Consider the following 14,366-nt stretch of genomic DNA (forward strand, 5'->3'; position numbering starts at 1 on the left):
TGGTAGTTCACCCGTGACGGACGTCATCCACGATGTCCGTCGAACAACCGGAAGGCACCATGTCCCAGCCCCTCACCGACCCCACCCAGCTCCCCCTCGCGTTCGCCGAGCGCTTCAACGCCCGCGATCTCGACGGACTCGTCGCCCTGTCCACCTCGAACGCCGTCTTCGTCCCGCAGCCGGGCGTCGCCGTCACGGGCGAGGGCATCCGCGCGGCCCTGCAGCAGTTCCTCGATCTGCAGCTCCCGATCACGATGACCCCGCGTCACACCTTCGCCTCCGGCACCGTTGGCCTCGTCGTCGCAGACTGGTCGCTGGAGGGCACCGGCCCCGACGGCTCCGCGGTCGCCCTGGCGGGACAGACCGCCGACGTCGTGGTCCTGGACGGCGACAACGGCTGGAAGTACGCCATCGACAACCCCTTCGGCACCGCCTGAACAGCGCTGCACGATCGGCACAGCCTGATCGCGTGACGGCCGGCTCGTGGTCGCACCGGGCCGGCCGTCATGCCTGTCTGGCGCGATGCCGCCGCACGGCGTCGCGGTTCGCGCACCGGACGGAGCAGTAGCGCTGGCGCCCGTTGCGCGTCACGTCGACCACGACGCGGGCGCACGGCGTCGCCGCGCACCGCCCGAGACGATGCATGCCGCGCGTGGCGAGATGCAGTGCGGTGCCGACGCCGATCACGGCCCGCAGCACGTGCGGCAGGGAGTCGTCACGATCGCGGTAATGCAGATGCCAGCCCTCGTCGTCGTGATCGGTGAGGCGGGGATAGGCCGCCGCCTCGGCCATCTGCGCGTTCAGCAGCCGCGCCCGCTCCCCCGGATCCTCGGCGTCCACGACGCGCAGCCAGTCGTCGATCACCTCACGCGTCCCGGCGTGATCGGAGGCGGCGGTCGGGAAGGTCATCGTCATCCCGAACTCGCGCCGGCGTCGTTCGATCCCGTCACGATCCTCCGGCCAGTCGTTGGCGAGCGAGGCGGCGAGGAGGATCGCATACTCGCCGTAAGGGTTGAGATGCATAAGGGCATTACATCATCGTGGAGACATGCCCGCAATCGACCTCACCCCCACCAGTCCGCTCCCGCTCCCCCTCCACACGGCCCCCTCGACATCCCTCCACGCAGATCTGGCCGGGACGACCATGGACCGTCACGACCGGGCCGCGGCGCCGGGCGAGCAGGAACACGAGCATGCCTGGCTCACCGAGTCCCGACATCGGACCTCGCAAGGCGAGCTCCTCTACGTCCGCTGCACCGCATGCTCGGCCCGTCGCGTGGACCTGCTGCCCTCGTCCGGGCTGCCCCCGACCGCCGCGAGTCGCGTGATCGGCGGCAGCCCGACGTCCTAACCCCGCGTGACATGCAGAGCCGGGCCAGGACGAGACCTGCTCAGGCGCTTCCCGCCCCCACGGCGGCAATCGCGCCGGAGATCACGGCGGCAAGGGAGGCGCCGAGGACCGACGCGTCGATGCCGGCGGCCCACCCGGTGCAGCCTCCGCTCCGGTACTCGATGAGCGTGAGGGCACGGCTTCCGCTGCCGCTCTCCATGCTCGCCTGGTGCAGGCTCAGCACCTCGACGGGGATACCCTGGGCGGCGAGCGCCGCCACGAGGGCCTCGACCGGCCCGACGCCCTCATGCTCGGAGACGATCCGCTCACCCCCGACCCCCAGCTCGATCCGGACCCGGCCGACGCCCTCCGCCTCGGACACCCGATAGCCGGCGAGCGAGAGGCCACACCCGCCCTCGCCCCGTTCCTCACCCTGTTCCTCACCCCGCTCCGCGTGGAGATAGGCGCCGCGGAACAGCTCCCACACGCCTGCGGCCGAGATCTCGTCGCCGACGGCGTCCGCGTGCTCCTGGACGTGCCGCGCGAAGTCGATCTGCTGCCGTCGCGGCAACTCCACCCCGTACTCCGTCTCGAGCAGATGGGCGATGCCACCCTTGCCCGACTGCGAGTTCACCCGGATCACCGCGTCGTAGCCGCGGCCGAGGTCGGCGGGGTCCACCGGCAGGTACGGCACCCGCCAGGCGATCTCGCGCTCATCCCGCCCTTCGGCAGCGGCACGGGCGCGGTGCTCGGCGAAGCCCTTGCGGATCGCGTCCTGATGGGTGCCGCTGAAGGCCGTATGCACCAGGTCGCCCACATAGGGATGCCGCGGATGGACCTCGATCCGGTTGCAGTGCTCCACCACGCGGCGGATCTCGTCGATGTCCGAGAAGTCGATCATCGGATCGACGCCCTGAGCGTGCAGGTTCAGGGCGAGGGTCGCGATGTCGACGTTCCCCGTCCTCTCACCGTTGCCGAAGAGGCATCCCTCCACGCGCTGGGCTCCCGCGAGCACCGCGAGCTCGGCGCAGGCGATGCCCGTGCCGCGGTCGTTGTGCGGATGGACGGAGAGGATCACCGCATCGCGCCGCGCGAGGCTCCGCGACATGTGCTCGATCTGGTCGGCGTAGACGTTGGGAGAGGCGATCTCGACGGTGGCAGGGAGGTTGAGGATGACGGGCCGATCCGGACTCGCCTCCCAGAGCGCGGTGACGGCGTCACACACCTCGATCGCGAACTCCGGCTCGGTGAGGTTGAACACCTCGGGCGAGAACTGGTAACGGACGTTCGGGAGGTGCGCCGTGCGGTCCCGGATCTCCCTGGCGCCATCCAGGATCAGCCGCTTCAGCTCCTCCCGCCCGCGTCCGAGCACCACGTCGCGCCAGATCGGCGCCGTGGCCGTGTACATGTGGATCACGACCTCGTTGCGGATGCCCCGGATCGAGTGCACAGTCTGCTCGATCAGATCGGCGCGCGCCGGGGTGAAGACGACGATCGTCACGTCCTCCGGGGCGATGTCGCTCTCCGCGATCAGGCGGACGAACTCCTCGTCGGTGCGGGACGCCGAGGGATAGCCCACCTCGATCTCCTTGTACCCCATGGCGACCATGAGCTCGAAGAAGCGTCGTTTGCGAACAGGGTCCATCGGCTCGGCGAGCGCCTGGTTCCCGTCGCGCAGGTCGACAGGGACCCAGAGCGGCGCTCTACTCAGCCGCCTGCTCGGCCAGTCCCGCTCGACGAGCGGGACCTCGACCTTCGCATAGACGTCGGCATAGCGGTGGGAGGGCATCTGCGAGCCCCGCTGGCGATTCCAGGACGGCGCGTCACCGGGGACGGGTCCTGCGGGGGTGGACAGGGTGGGGTACGACATGGACGGGCCTTCTCTGCTTCACGTGGTCGACGGCTGGCTCTCGAGGAGAGCGGACCGGCGCACGTCGGACCCCCACGGCGGGGGGCCGGTCTGCTAGGCCCCGCCGTGGCTGCGAAGAAGGAGGATCGCGTCGGCGAACATGGCTAGACTGTATCACAACTCCTCAGACAAGCAGAGAGGTCACGATGAAGCAGGTGACTCGCGGAACCCTCGCCGACCAGGCGGCCGAGCTGCTGCTCGAACGCATCCGCGGCGGGGAATGGGCGCTGGGCGAGCGGCTGCCCGGGGAGACGACGCTCGCCCCCCAGCTCGGGGTCGGCCGATCCACGGTCCGCGAGGCGATCCGCCAGCTGGCCGGGCGCGGAGTGCTGACCAGCAGGCAGGGCGCCGGAGTCTTCGTCACCGCGCTCGACATCGCCGAGGACTGGGACACTGTGCTCAGGCGCGCGGGGATCCTCTCGGTCATCGAGGCGCGGACGGCGATCGAGGGAGAGGCGGCGGCGCTGGCCGCGCGCCGGCGGACCCCCGCCGACATCCGGGCGATCCGCCGGGCGCTCACCGAACGTGCGGGACTCGGCACGCTCACGACCGTCGAGGAGCTGGAGCGCTATGTCGACGCGGACACGCGCTTCCACCGCTGCATCGTCGCGGCCGCGCACAACCCTCTCCTGCTCGACCTCTTCGACGGCTTCACTCCCCGACTGCGGCCGGCGATGGTGGACATGCTCCGCCTCCGCGACCGTCGTCCGGCGGCCGGTGCCGCCGCGGGCCACGACGTGCAGGAGGACCAGCTCGCACACGAGCGCCTCGCCGAGAGCATCGTCTCCCGCGACGCCGCGGAGGCCGCGCGCCTAAGTCGCGAGCACCTCGACGGCCTCGCCGTGGCGATCGGGAGCGGATCGTGACCCCCGTCCTCGAGCTCCGCGACGTCGCCTTCCGCCGGGAGGGGCGCACGATCCTGCACGACGTGGACCTCACGGTGCGCGCCGGAGAGCATTGGGCGCTCCTCGGGCCGAACGGGGCGGGCAAGAGCACGATCCTCGGATTCTGCGGAGCGCTCGTCCATCCCTCGTCCGGAACGGTCGACGTGCTCGGCCGGCGTCTCGGCCGCGTCGACCTGCAGACCCTCCGGCGCGACATCGGCCATGTCGATCCCCGTCATGCGCTCCGGTCGCCGCTCACCGTGGAGGACGTCGTCCTCACCGGGCTCACCGGGACGATCGAGACGCCGCTGCGCTGGCGTCCCACCGATGCGCAGGTCGCGGACGCGCGGTCGGCGATCGACGACGTCGGACTCGGCCACCGCGCCGCCTCGATCTGGCCGCACCTGTCCCAGGGCGAGCGCGGTCGCGCGCTGATCGCCCGCGCTCTGGTCGCGAGACCCCGCCTCCTGTTGCTCGACGAGCCCACCACCGGGCTGGACGTCGCCGCCCGAGAGCAGTTCCTGGAGACCCTCGATGCGCTGAGCCTGCGGGAGCCGACGCTCGCCACCGTCCTGGTGACCCACCATCTGGAGGAGCTCCCGGAGAGCACGACGCATGCCCTCGTGATCGCGGAGGGCGCCGTTGTGGCCGCCGGGAGCGCCACGGACGTCGTCACCACCGAGACGATCTCGGAGGCGTTCGCCCACCCCATCGCGGTCACCCGGCACGAGGGCCGATGGGCCGCCCGCGCCCTGCGTTCCTCCCCCGCCCTGGTCGAGTAGCCGTCCCCGGAGTCAGGTCGCGCCCCCGCTCAGGCAGTCAGCTCGACCAGCTTCCGCACGGTCCGCAGGTTGCGCGCCGTCCCGGCGACCCCCAGCGCGCGGTCGAACACTGCCGTGGTGAGCTTGGTCGAGTGCACGCCGCCCTCGGAGTAGTCGATCCAGAGGTCCTGGCCCCGCAACGCGATCCGCTCGCCGGGCACGAGGCGCGGAGTCAGCGAGTCGATCGCCCCCTCCTGAGACGGGCCGGCCAGGAACATGAGATGAAGCAGCTTGTCGACGAGCGCGTCGGAGAAGGGGTTCGCCTCCAGCGCGGCGACGAGCTGGTCGTGCGTGCGCAGGACGACGGGGGTGTCGACGCCGAAGGCCTCCTCGATGAGGGCTCGCACCTCGATGCATGCACGTCCGGGATCCGCCGGCGTCTCGGCGATCACGTTGCCGCTCGCGATGTAGGTGGAGACGCCCGTGAGGACTCCGCGCTCGCTCAACAGGGAGCGCAGCTCCGCCATCGGCACACGGTTGCGACCGCTGACGTTCACTGCCCGCAGGAGGAGCGCGCAGCGCCCGTTCTGCGGGGTCATGCCATCCCTCGCGTCGCCATTCATGCTGCCGTACTCTCGACCAGCTCCGCGCCCGCGTGCGCGAGCTCGGCCAGCGCCGCAGCGCTCGACTCGACGCCGACCCCGGCGACGAGGTCGGTCAGGATCCGCACATGCACCCCGTGCGCGATCGCGTCGAGGGCCGACGCCCGCACGCAGTGGTCGGTGGCGAGGCCGACGACGTCGGCGGCGAGCACCCCGCGCGCGGACAGGAGCCCGGCGACCGTGGCACCGTCATCCGCGACCCCCTCGAACATCGAGTAGGCCGGGCGCCCCTGCCCTTTGCGGACATGGTCTGTGATCGAGGCGGTCCGCAGCAGCGGGTCGTACTCCGCGCCGGCCGTGCCCGCCACGCAGTGCACGGGCCACGTATCGACGAAGTCGGGCTGCTCGGCGAAGTGACCGCCGTTGTCCCCTTCGGCATCGTGCCAGTCCCGCGAGGCGATCACGATGTCGTACTGCCCCACCGTGGCGTCGAGGTAGTCGGAGATGCCCGAGGCGACCGCGTCGCCGCCTGCGACGGCCAGCGCCCCGCCCTCGGTGAAGTCGTTCTGCACGTCGACGATGAGGAGTGCTCTGGTCATGTTCCGAGCGTACGCCGGACGGTCGGTCGCGGGATGGTTCGTCGCATCGCTTCGGACAGGGTAATATCGTTCATCGTGCGGTTCGCCGCGCGTGCCACCCGTGGCACGCCGCCTTAGCTCAGACGGCAGAGCGATTCACTCGTAATGAATAGGTCAAGGGTTCGATTCCCTTAGGCGGCTCCCAGAGAGGCCCCGTCAGGACAGAGATCCTGACGGGGCCTCTTCCTTCCCGTCGCATCGACGCCCGCCACGACCGAGGGTTAGCGGATCTTCTCGTAGTCTTTGCCGTTGTCGATCCAGCGGGTGTGCGCGCGGAGACCGTGGAAGACGCCGAACCGGATCACGAGATAGAGCAGCAGCAGGCCGATCACGATGACGAGGATCCAGATTCCGATGCTGCCGAGCAAGACGAGGAGAGTCGAGGTTGGGTCCATAGCGCGACCATAGCTCGTCATCAGATACGACGATCACTCGCCTCTCCGAAGGAAAGCCGGCGGCTCACATGGTGAGCGGCCAACAGGCCGCCGCCTGCACGCGACGTCAGGTGGTGCTGCCCGGCTGACCCGCTAGCCCGCGCTCGGACGCGCGAAGAACGCCCGCACCGATGGCGGCGCCCAGAGGAGCACGATCGTGACGACGCCGAGGACCAGCGGGAGCCCATACAGCGACCCGAGCAAGCCCGCGATCCCGCCGTAGATAAGACTCGCCACAGCGACCTGAGCAAGGTAGAAGGCTGGGAGCAGGATGAAGGCGACGAACATCGTCGACAGACCGCGGCCTGTGCCTCTGCGGACCCTGGGAATCATGGCGGCGCAGCCCACGCCACCCACCAGAGTGAGGACTCCGCCGAAGATGTAGACCGGCACCAGCATGGTGCCCATTTCGATCGCCGTGATCGCCGTGTAGACGAGCACGATCGTGATCGCGAGCCCCGCCGCTGCCGTCAGCCCCAACAGCACGAACGCTGCCTTCACCATGCGGGGCGGTCTGCGGGAGTCATTCACCGTGTCACCTCGCGGGATGCTCGTCAGCCCACGCTCGAACGCGAAGAACGCCCGCATCGATGGCGGAGCCCAGAGGAGAACGATCGCGACGACACCGAAGATCAAAGGAAGCGTGTACAGCGCCCAGGTCAGCAGATCGGCCACGGTGTAGGAGTAGACGCTTTCGTCGCCGCCCGCGATGAAGTAGTCGACCAGCCTCTCCCCGCCCGACCAGGCGAGGTACAAGGCCGGCAGCAGAGCGAGCGAGACGAACGTGGTCGCTGCACCGCGGTGCGTACCTCTGAGGACCCTGGGGATCGTCAAGGCGCAGCCCACCCCGCTCACCAGGGTGAGGAGTCCGACGAGGATGAGGAACGGGATCGCGAGAGTCCCCATCCCCTCGGCCGTCACGGTCCCATACACGGCCCCTGCGGTGATCGCGAGCGCCGCCACCGCCATCAGCCCCAACAGCACGGACGCGACCACCACCATGCGGGGCGGCCTACGGGTGTCGTTCATCATGCCGCCTCTCGTGGCGCTTGGACCTTCGCCGCATGCTATCGACAGCACCGCGAACCGGCTACTCGCAGCGAAGTCCGTCCTGCGGCACGGTGTCGTCGAGGAAGAACGAGTCCACGGCGCCGTCCACGCACTCGTTGCCCTTGTTGTACCCCGTGTGGCCCTCACCGACGCGCGTGATGAGCACGCCGTCCTGGAGCTGGTCGGCCAGCGAGACGGACCAGTCGTACGGCGTCGCGGGGTCATTGGTCGTGCCGACCACCAGGATCGGGCCCGATCCCGCCGCCGCGATCGGGCCGCGCGTGCCGGTGGGCGGATACGGCCACACCTCGCAGGGGTCCGATCCCTCCCAGTACGGGGCGATCGTCGGCGCGCCGGCCGCGATCTTCGCCTTCGCCGCGTCCTGGAGCGCCGGATCGGTCTCCACCGGATAGTCCATGCAGTTGTATGCGCGGAACGCCTCGGCCGAGTTGTCGATGTAGCGCCCACTCTCGCGACCGTTGTAGAAGTCGGCGAGGAAGAAGGCGGTGCTCGGGTCTCCCCCGAGCGCATCGGTGAGCGCCTGGGTGAGGTAGGACCAGCTGTCCTGGGAGTACAGCGCGGAGATGATCGCGGTCATGAGACTGTCCGCGCCGAGCATGCGTCCGTCGCCGCTCTGCAGCGGAACGCTGTCGACGCTCGCGAGCAGTGCGCCGAGGTCGGCCATCGCCTCATCGACCGTCCCGTTGAAGGGACACCCCTTGTCCGCCAGGCAGCTCTCCATGTAGGCGCGCAGGGCGGACTCGAAGCCCAGTGCCTGCGTGGTGCTGACGTCCGCGCCGGAGACGGCCGGGTCGATCGCGCCGTCGAGGACGAGGTGTCCGACCCGGTCGGGGTAGAGGTCGGCGTAGGTCGCGCCGAGGAAGGTTCCGTAGGAATAGCCGAGGTAGTTCAGCTTCTTGTCGCCGAGCACGCCTCGGAGCAGATCCATGTCCCGCGCGGAGTTCACCGTCGTGATGAACGGAAGGATCCCGTCGCTGTTCTGCACGCACGCATCCGCGAAGCCCTGGTTGGCGGCCTTCTGGGCCGCGGCGCGCTCGTCGCTGCCCCTCGCCCCCGAGGGGATCGAGTAGAGGTAGGCGTCCTTCTCCGCGTCATCGAGGCACGTCACAGCGGTCGACCTGCCCACGCCCCGCGGGTCGAAGCCCACGATGTCGTACTGATCGATCAGGTCGGGGCCGACGGCGAAGTCCAGGCTGTCCTGCACGAAACCCGCACCGCTCGCCCCGGGGCCGCCCGGGTTGAGCAGGAGCGAGCCCTTGGGGTCGCCCGGTGCCAGGTGGCGGACCACCGCGAGCGAGAGCTCGCCGGCGGAGGGATTCCCCCAGTCGAGGGGCGCCCTGACATCGGTGCACTGCATGGCGGCGCCGCAATCGCTCCACGACAGTTCCTGCGAGTAGAACGGCATCAGCTCTGCGGAGACGCCGCTGGTGTCGGGGGCGGTCGTACGCTGCGGCTGTGAGGCCGGGGAGCCGGACGGGATCATCGCGTAGAGGCAGCCTGACAGCGTCACTGAGGCGACGGCGAGGCCTGCCACGACGGTGGCGATGCGTCGGATGCGTCGGCTGGTCGATCGTTCTTTCACGGTGTCCTCCCGCTCGTGACCGTCACGAGCAAGCTCTCGAGGGCAAGGGTCGGTGCTACGTTGCGCTCCAGCGCTTCCCGCGTCTCGGCGAGGTGGTCGAGCACGTCCAGCGTACGCGCGGGAGGCCACGCGGCGGCGAGCGCGGCGAGCTCATCGCCCAGCTCGCGGTTGATGAGGGTGTCGGTGCGTCCGAACTGGAACATGACGACATCGCGGAAGAGCGACTGCATATCGGTCAGCACGCGGTCGATGCCGTCCCGGAGGCTTCGCGTGGCGCGCTTGCGCTGATCGTCCTCGAGGGCGGACACCTGCGCACGCAGCGCCGGCGGGACGGCCTGCCCCTCGGCGATCCCGACCATGCGCAGCAGGGATCGACGCTCCGCCTCGTCGCGCTCGGCCGTGAGCGCCTTGGCGTCCTCCGTCGCGACCTGCACGATCCTTCCGGCGACCTCGACGGCGTCCCCCACGCCGCGCACCCGGAGAACGGCGCGCAGGGTCTCGTCCCGCCGCGCGCGGGCGCCCTCGTCGGTGGCGAGCCGCTGCGCCATCCCGATGTGCCTCTGCGCGTGCCGCGCCGCCTGCTCGGCGATCCCGAGATCCACGCCGGTGCGATGCACGATGAGCTGCGCGACGTCGTCCACCTCGGGCTCGCGCAGGCGCAGCGAGCGGACCCGCGAGCGGATCGTGGGGAGCAGATCGGCCTCGCTCGGCGCGCAGAGGATCCACACCGTCCGCTCCGGAGGTTCCTCCAGCGCCTTCAGCAGCACGTTCGACGTTCGCTCGACCATCCGGTCCGCGTCCTCGACGACGATGACCCGGTAGCGGCCGGCCGATGGCGCGAAGTACGAGCGCTCCACGAGAGCGCGGGCCTCGGCGATCGTGATGATCACCTTGTCCGTGCGGAGCGCCGTGACGTCCGGATGGGTCCGGGCGATCACCTGCCGCATGGCCGCCTCGTCATCGGGCTCGTCGGCGATGAGGGCCGCCGCGAAGGCGTAGGCCAGCGTCGATCGTCCCGAGCCGGGAGGTCCGGTGATCAGCCATGCGTGCGAGAGCGCACCGGGGTCGGCCGCCGCATCGCGGAGCGTCCGCACCGCCTCGTCCTGAACCCAGACGTCCGTCCAGGGGAACGGGGCGGTGGCGACGGCGGTCATGCGTTCAGCCTAGCCGCGGCCACGGACACCCCGACGACCGGCCCGGCGCCTCACAGGAGGGCAGCAAGCCGCTCGCGCACGGCCGCCGCGAGGACGTCTGGTGCCTGCGTCGCGTCGAGCACGAGGAAGCGCTCGGGCTCCGCGGCGGCGAGCGCGAGATAGCCGTCGCGCACCCGCCCGTGGAACTCCTCCTGCTCGGCCTCGAGCCGGTCGAACGGCTTGTCGTCGGAGTCCAGCCGCACCCGGGCCGTCGCCGGATCGATGTCGAGCAGGACGGTGAGGTCGGGCAGCGCGCCCTCCGCCGCCCACAGCGACAGGCGTCGGACCTCATCGGCGTCGAGGACCCGCCCCGCGCCCTGGTAGGCCACCGAGGAGTCCAGGTAGCGGTCCTGGAGGACGACCTCGCCGCGCTCCAGGGCGGGCCGGACGACCGTCGCCACGTGATGCGCGCGATCCGCGGCGTACAGCAGAGCCTCCGCGCGAGGCGCGATGTCGCCCCGGTGGTGAAGGACGATGTCGCGGATCAGTCGTCCGACCTCCGACCCCCCGGGCTCGCGCGTGCGGAGCACCGTTCGCCCCTGGCCGTCCAGCCACTCCCCGAGCAACGCGGACTGGGTGGTCTTGCCCGATCCATCACCGCCCTCGAGGGTGATCCAGAGGCCGCGGGTCACGAATCGGTCTTCTTCGCGCGGGTCGCGGGCTTCTTGGCCGCGGTGCTCGCCGGCGTGGCCTTCGCCGTCGTGGCCTTGGAGGTCGCGGCCTTCGAGGTCGTGGCTTTCGCAGGCGTGGCCTTCGCAGGCGCGGCCTTGGCGCTCGTGGTCGACGTCTTCTTCGCAGCCGTCTTGGCAGGGGCCTTCTTGGCCGCCGTCTTTGCGGGGGTCTTCGCCGCCGCCTTCTTCGGTGCCGCCGCTCGCGCCCCACGCTTCGGAGCCGGGCCCTTCGCCCGCTTGTCGGCGAGCATCTGGACCGCCCGCTCGAAGGTGATGTCCTCGGGCTTCTCGCCCCGGGGGATCGTCACATTCGTCTCACCGTCGGTCACGTAGGCGCCGAACCGGCCGTCCCTGATGCGGATCGGCTTGCCGCTGACCGGGTCCGCGTCGAACTCCGCCAGCGCGCTCGACGCCCGCCGGGCGCCGTACTTCGGCTGTGCGTAGAGGGCGAGCGCCTCCTCCAACGTGACGTCGAAGATCTGCTGCTCGTTCTCAAGCGATCGCGAGTCGGTCCCCTTCTTGAGGTACGGACCGAAACGGCCGTTCTGGGCGGTGATCTCCTCGCCGGACTCCGGGTCCGCGCCGACCGTGCGCGGGAGGCTCAGGAGCCGCAGCGCCGCGTCGAGCTCGATGGTGTCCACCGACATCGACCGGAACAGCGAGGCCGTCCGCGGCTTGGGGGCCGCCTCCTTCTTCGCGCCGCGCTTCTTCGGCGCGACGGGCTCGACGATCTCCCCGGTCGCCTCGTCCACCAGCGCCTCGCCGGACTCGCCCTCGACGACCGGATCGGTCTCCTGCACGTAGGGACCGAACCGCCCGTCCTTGACGACGACGACCTTGCCGTTCTCCGGGTTCTCGCCGAGGACCCGGTCACCGGCGACCGGAGCGTCGATGAGCTCCTGCGCCTTGGCGGCCGTGAGCTCGTCGGGGGCGAGATCCTCCGGGACGTTGACGATGCGCGGCTTCGCCTCCGGGTCCGCGGGGTCGGCCACCTCCAGGTACGGGCCGTACTTGCCGAAGCGGAGCGTCGCGGTGTCCGTGATCCGGGTCGAGTTCAGCGCACGCGCGTCGATCTCGCCGAGGTTGTCGACGATCTGCCGCAGTCCGACGTGGGCGTCGGACCCGAAGTAGAAGGACTGCAGCCACTCCGCGCGCTTCTGCTCGCCGCGGGCGATGGCGTCGAGGTCGTCCTCGAGCGCCGCGGTGAAGTCGTAGTCGATGAGCTCGGCGAAGTGCTCCTCCATGAGGCGGACGACACTGAAGGCGAGCCAGGTGGGCACCAGCGCCTGACCGCGCTTGGTCGCGTAGCCCCGATCCACGACCGTGCTCGGGATCGTCGCGAACGTGGACGGACGGCCGATGCCGTACTCCTCGAGCGCCTTCACGAGCGACGCCTCGGTGTACCGCGGCTTCGGGGTGGTCTTGTGCCCCTTGGCCTCGGCGTCGGAGAGCGCGACCTCGTCGCCCACCGTGACGGCCGGAAGCGACTGCTCCTCGGCGGCGTCCGCATCGCTGCGCTTCTCGTCGCGACCCTCTTCGTACGCCTCCAGGAAGCCCTTGAAGGTGTAGACGGTGCCCGAAGCGGTGAACTCCGCCGCACGTCCGTCCGCGTCGACCGCGATCGTGATCGTCGTGGTCTCGTACTTCGCGTCCGACATCTGGCTGGCGACCGTGCGCTTCCAGATGAGGTCGTAGAGGCGCTGCTCCTCGCGGTCGAGCTCCGAGGACACCGAGGACGGGGTGCGGAACTCCTCCCCCGACGGACGGATCGCCTCGTGGGCCTCCTGTGCGTTCTTGCTCTTGCTCTTGTAGACGCGCGGCTTCAGCGGGACGGCCGCATCGCCGTACAGCGCGACCGCCTGCGCCCGCGCCGCCTGCACCGCCTGGGTGCTCAGCGCGGTCGAGTCGGTACGCATATAGGTGATGTACCCCTTCTCGTACAGGCGCTGGGCGACGCTCATGGCCTGCTTCGCGCTCATCGAGAGCTTGCGTCCCGCCTCCTGCTGCAGCGTGGAGGTGGTGAAGGGGGCGTACGGGCTGCGCGTGCCGGGCTTGGCCTCGACCTTGGCGACGGTTCCCGCGCCGACGGTCTCGACCGCACGGGCAAGGGACTCCGCGGCCTTCTCGTCCAGGACGACGACGGCCTTCTTGAGCTTGCCGGCGTCGTCGAAGTCGGTCCCCCGGGCCAGTGATCCGCCGTCGAGGCGGACCAGGCGCACCCGGAACGAGGACCCGGACGCCGCAGCGGCCGCGTCGACATCCCAGTACTCGGCGGAGACGAAGGCGATCCGCTCCCGCTCGCGGTCCACGATCATGCGGGTGGCGGCCGACTGCACACGGCCGGCCGAGAGCCCGGACTTGACCTTGTACCAGAGGACGGGCGAGACGTCCCAGCCGTAGAGGCGGTCGAGGATGCGGCGGGTCTCCTGCGCGTCGACGAGCGCGAGGTCGAGCTCGCGGGTGTTGCCCACCGCCGCCTGGATCGCGTCCTTCGTGATCTCGTGGAACACCATCCGGCGCACCGGGACCTTGGGCTTCAGCGTCTCCAGCAGGTGCCAGGCGATGGCCTCGCCCTCGCGGTCCTCATCTGTCGCGAGCAGGAGCTCGTCGGCGGTCTTCAGGGCGCGCTTCAGCTCCGCCACGGTCTTGGTCTTGCGGTCGCTGACGACGTAATAGGGGTCGAAATCGTTCTCGACGTCGATCGAGTACTTCCCATACGCCTTCTTGTCGGCGACCGGGATGTCCTTCTTGTCGGCGAGGTCCCTGATGTGACCGACCGAGCTGAGCACCTCATAGCCGTCGCCGAGATAGCCCTGGATCGACCTCATCTTGGTCGGGGACTCGACGATGACGAGCTTCTTGCCTTGCGCCAAGGGTGCGTCCTTTCTTCGAAGCACACCATACACACCGCACTGCAGATGGGTTCCCAGCACGGCTCATCCGTTGCCCGCAGCGACCTCGGGTGGTCCTGCTCGGGATCGGGCGACGGCGGTGAATCCAGCGTACGCCGCGGAAACCTGCACGTTCGCCACCTGTTCGTCCAGAGCGCACTCGTCCAGGTGCGCTCCCGAGGCGGCCGCGACCCGCGCGGCCGCCTCGCACGGGTCGCCGTCGAACGGCACCGCGCCCGAGACCGCGTCGGCGGCGGCGAGGGCCGCGGCGTCGGCCGCTCCGGCGACCCGCTGCGCGGTCGTGGCGGCTCCGCCGAGCAGCGCCGCCCCCAGAGCGACAGACGCGGCGAGGGCCGCCGCGCCCGCCGCCAGAACCGAACCGGCCATCAGCGCGATCCCG

15 protein-coding genes and 1 tRNA gene are annotated in these 14,366 nt (G+C 70.3%); 5 read left to right on the forward strand and 11 right to left on the reverse strand.

Annotation, left to right across the window (positions count from 1 at the left end; translation table 11 throughout):
* Window positions 1-59: 59 nt before the first annotated feature.
* Window positions 60-437, forward strand: coding sequence for a YybH family protein (locus J2Y69_RS11085; protein ID WP_310020598.1), 378 nt, complete (start codon window positions 60-62; stop codon window positions 435-437).
* Between the two features lie 67 nt (window positions 438-504).
* On the opposite strand, the gene J2Y69_RS11090 is transcribed toward J2Y69_RS11085, so the two are convergent.
* Window positions 505-1,023: a CGNR zinc finger domain-containing protein gene (locus J2Y69_RS11090; RefSeq protein WP_310020600.1), complete on the reverse strand. Its 519-nt coding sequence runs from the start codon at window positions 1,021-1,023 to the stop codon at window positions 505-507.
* Between the two features lie 25 nt (window positions 1,024-1,048).
* Here J2Y69_RS11090 and J2Y69_RS11095 point away from each other — a divergent pair, with 25 nt between their 5' ends.
* Window positions 1,049-1,351: a hypothetical protein gene (locus J2Y69_RS11095; RefSeq protein ID WP_310020602.1), complete on the forward strand. Its 303-nt coding sequence runs from the start codon at window positions 1,049-1,051 to the stop codon at window positions 1,349-1,351.
* 40 nt (window positions 1,352-1,391) lie between these two features.
* Here J2Y69_RS11095 and J2Y69_RS11100 read toward each other — a convergent pair whose 3' ends face one another.
* A complete protein-coding gene (locus J2Y69_RS11100) occupies window positions 1,392-3,200 on the reverse strand; it encodes a 2-isopropylmalate synthase (protein ID WP_310020604.1) in 1,809 nt (602 codons plus the stop codon).
* A gap of 185 nt (window positions 3,201-3,385) precedes the next feature.
* On the opposite strand from J2Y69_RS11100, the gene J2Y69_RS11105 reads away from it, so the two are divergent.
* Together J2Y69_RS11105 and J2Y69_RS11110 are read left to right on the forward strand one after the other, a co-directional pair.
* Window positions 3,386-4,105, forward strand: coding sequence for a FadR/GntR family transcriptional regulator (locus J2Y69_RS11105; protein ID WP_310020605.1), 720 nt, complete (start codon window positions 3,386-3,388; stop codon window positions 4,103-4,105).
* On the forward strand, window positions 4,102-4,905 hold the full coding sequence (locus tag J2Y69_RS11110; RefSeq protein ID WP_396653087.1) for an ABC transporter ATP-binding protein: 804 nt from the start codon (window positions 4,102-4,104) through the stop codon (window positions 4,903-4,905). The genes J2Y69_RS11105 and J2Y69_RS11110 overlap by 4 nt, the downstream gene beginning before the upstream one ends.
* Before the next feature lie 29 nt (window positions 4,906-4,934).
* On the opposite strand, the gene J2Y69_RS11115 is transcribed toward J2Y69_RS11110, so the two are convergent.
* Complete coding sequence (locus J2Y69_RS11115) at window positions 4,935-5,483, reverse strand: DUF1697 domain-containing protein (protein WP_310020607.1); 549 nt, start codon at window positions 5,481-5,483, stop codon at window positions 4,935-4,937.
* Between the two features lie 20 nt (window positions 5,484-5,503).
* Window positions 5,504-6,085, reverse strand: coding sequence for an isochorismatase family protein (locus tag J2Y69_RS11120; RefSeq protein WP_310020609.1), 582 nt, complete (start codon window positions 6,083-6,085; stop codon window positions 5,504-5,506).
* Between the two features lie 107 nt (window positions 6,086-6,192).
* On the opposite strand from J2Y69_RS11120, the gene J2Y69_RS11125 reads away from it, so the two are divergent.
* Window positions 6,193-6,265 (forward strand) — tRNA-Thr (locus J2Y69_RS11125).
* An 80-nt stretch (window positions 6,266-6,345) separates the two neighbouring features.
* Here the strand turns inward: J2Y69_RS11125 and J2Y69_RS11130 are convergent.
* The 7 genes from J2Y69_RS11130 to J2Y69_RS11160 all read right to left on the reverse strand — a co-directional run bounded on the left by J2Y69_RS11130 (window position 6,346) and on the right by J2Y69_RS11160 (window position 14,353).
* A complete protein-coding gene (locus J2Y69_RS11130) occupies window positions 6,346-6,519 on the reverse strand; it encodes a hypothetical protein (RefSeq protein WP_310020611.1) in 174 nt (57 codons plus the stop codon).
* 132 nt (window positions 6,520-6,651) lie between these two features.
* Window positions 6,652-7,590: a hypothetical protein gene (locus J2Y69_RS11135; RefSeq protein ID WP_310020613.1), complete on the reverse strand. Its 939-nt coding sequence runs from the start codon at window positions 7,588-7,590 to the stop codon at window positions 6,652-6,654.
* Window positions 7,591-7,648: 58 nt separating this feature from the next.
* Window positions 7,649-9,211: an alpha/beta hydrolase gene (locus tag J2Y69_RS11140; RefSeq protein WP_310020615.1), complete on the reverse strand. Its 1,563-nt coding sequence runs from the start codon at window positions 9,209-9,211 to the stop codon at window positions 7,649-7,651.
* A complete protein-coding gene (locus J2Y69_RS11145) occupies window positions 9,208-10,365 on the reverse strand; it encodes a DNA polymerase III subunit delta' (RefSeq protein ID WP_310020617.1) in 1,158 nt (385 codons plus the stop codon). Before J2Y69_RS11145 ends, J2Y69_RS11140 begins: the two co-directional genes overlap by 4 nt.
* A 50-nt stretch (window positions 10,366-10,415) precedes the next feature.
* Window positions 10,416-11,036 carry a dTMP kinase gene (tmk, locus tag J2Y69_RS11150; protein ID WP_310020619.1) on the reverse strand — a complete coding sequence of 207 codons (621 nt, stop codon included), beginning with the start codon at window positions 11,034-11,036 and terminating at the stop codon, window positions 10,416-10,418.
* Window positions 11,033-13,948, reverse strand: coding sequence for a type I DNA topoisomerase (gene topA / locus J2Y69_RS11155; protein ID WP_310020621.1), 2,916 nt, complete (start codon window positions 13,946-13,948; stop codon window positions 11,033-11,035). Before topA ends, tmk begins: the two co-directional genes overlap by 4 nt.
* Before the next feature lie 63 nt (window positions 13,949-14,011).
* The gene (locus tag J2Y69_RS11160; RefSeq protein ID WP_310020622.1) at window positions 14,012-14,353 is read right to left on the reverse strand and encodes a helicase; all 342 of its coding nucleotides are present in this window, start codon (window positions 14,351-14,353) and stop codon (window positions 14,012-14,014) included.
* Window positions 14,354-14,366 lie beyond the last annotated feature (13 nt).

Source organism: Microbacterium resistens, assembly GCF_031456305.1.
Taxonomy (GTDB): domain Bacteria; phylum Actinomycetota; class Actinomycetes; order Actinomycetales; family Microbacteriaceae; genus Microbacterium; species Microbacterium resistens_A.

What these genes read in the sequence shown, in the direction of transcription:
- J2Y69_RS11085 (WP_310020598.1), top strand. Translation starts at nt 60, where the DNA reads ATGTCCCAGCCCCTCACCGACCCCACCCAGCTCCCCCTCGCGTTCGCC.
- J2Y69_RS11090 (WP_310020600.1), bottom strand. Translation starts at nt 1,023, where the DNA reads ATGCATCTCAACCCTTACGGCGAGTATGCGATCCTCCTCGCCGCCTCG.
- J2Y69_RS11095 (WP_310020602.1), top strand. Translation starts at nt 1,049, where the DNA reads ATGCCCGCAATCGACCTCACCCCCACCAGTCCGCTCCCGCTCCCCCTC.
- J2Y69_RS11100 (WP_310020604.1), bottom strand. Translation starts at nt 3,200, where the DNA reads ATGTCGTACCCCACCCTGTCCACCCCCGCAGGACCCGTCCCCGGTGAC.
- J2Y69_RS11105 (WP_310020605.1), top strand. Translation starts at nt 3,386, where the DNA reads ATGAAGCAGGTGACTCGCGGAACCCTCGCCGACCAGGCGGCCGAGCTG.
- J2Y69_RS11115 (WP_310020607.1), bottom strand. Translation starts at nt 5,483, where the DNA reads ATGACCCCGCAGAACGGGCGCTGCGCGCTCCTCCTGCGGGCAGTGAAC.
- J2Y69_RS11120 (WP_310020609.1), bottom strand. Translation starts at nt 6,085, where the DNA reads ATGACCAGAGCACTCCTCATCGTCGACGTGCAGAACGACTTCACCGAG.
- J2Y69_RS11130 (WP_310020611.1), bottom strand. Translation starts at nt 6,519, where the DNA reads ATGGACCCAACCTCGACTCTCCTCGTCTTGCTCGGCAGCATCGGAATC.
- J2Y69_RS11135 (WP_310020613.1), bottom strand. Translation starts at nt 7,590, where the DNA reads ATGATGAACGACACCCGTAGGCCGCCCCGCATGGTGGTGGTCGCGTCC.
- J2Y69_RS11145 (WP_310020617.1), bottom strand. Translation starts at nt 10,365, where the DNA reads ATGACCGCCGTCGCCACCGCCCCGTTCCCCTGGACGGACGTCTGGGTT.
- J2Y69_RS11160 (WP_310020622.1), bottom strand. Translation starts at nt 14,353, where the DNA reads ATGGCCGGTTCGGTTCTGGCGGCGGGCGCGGCGGCCCTCGCCGCGTCT.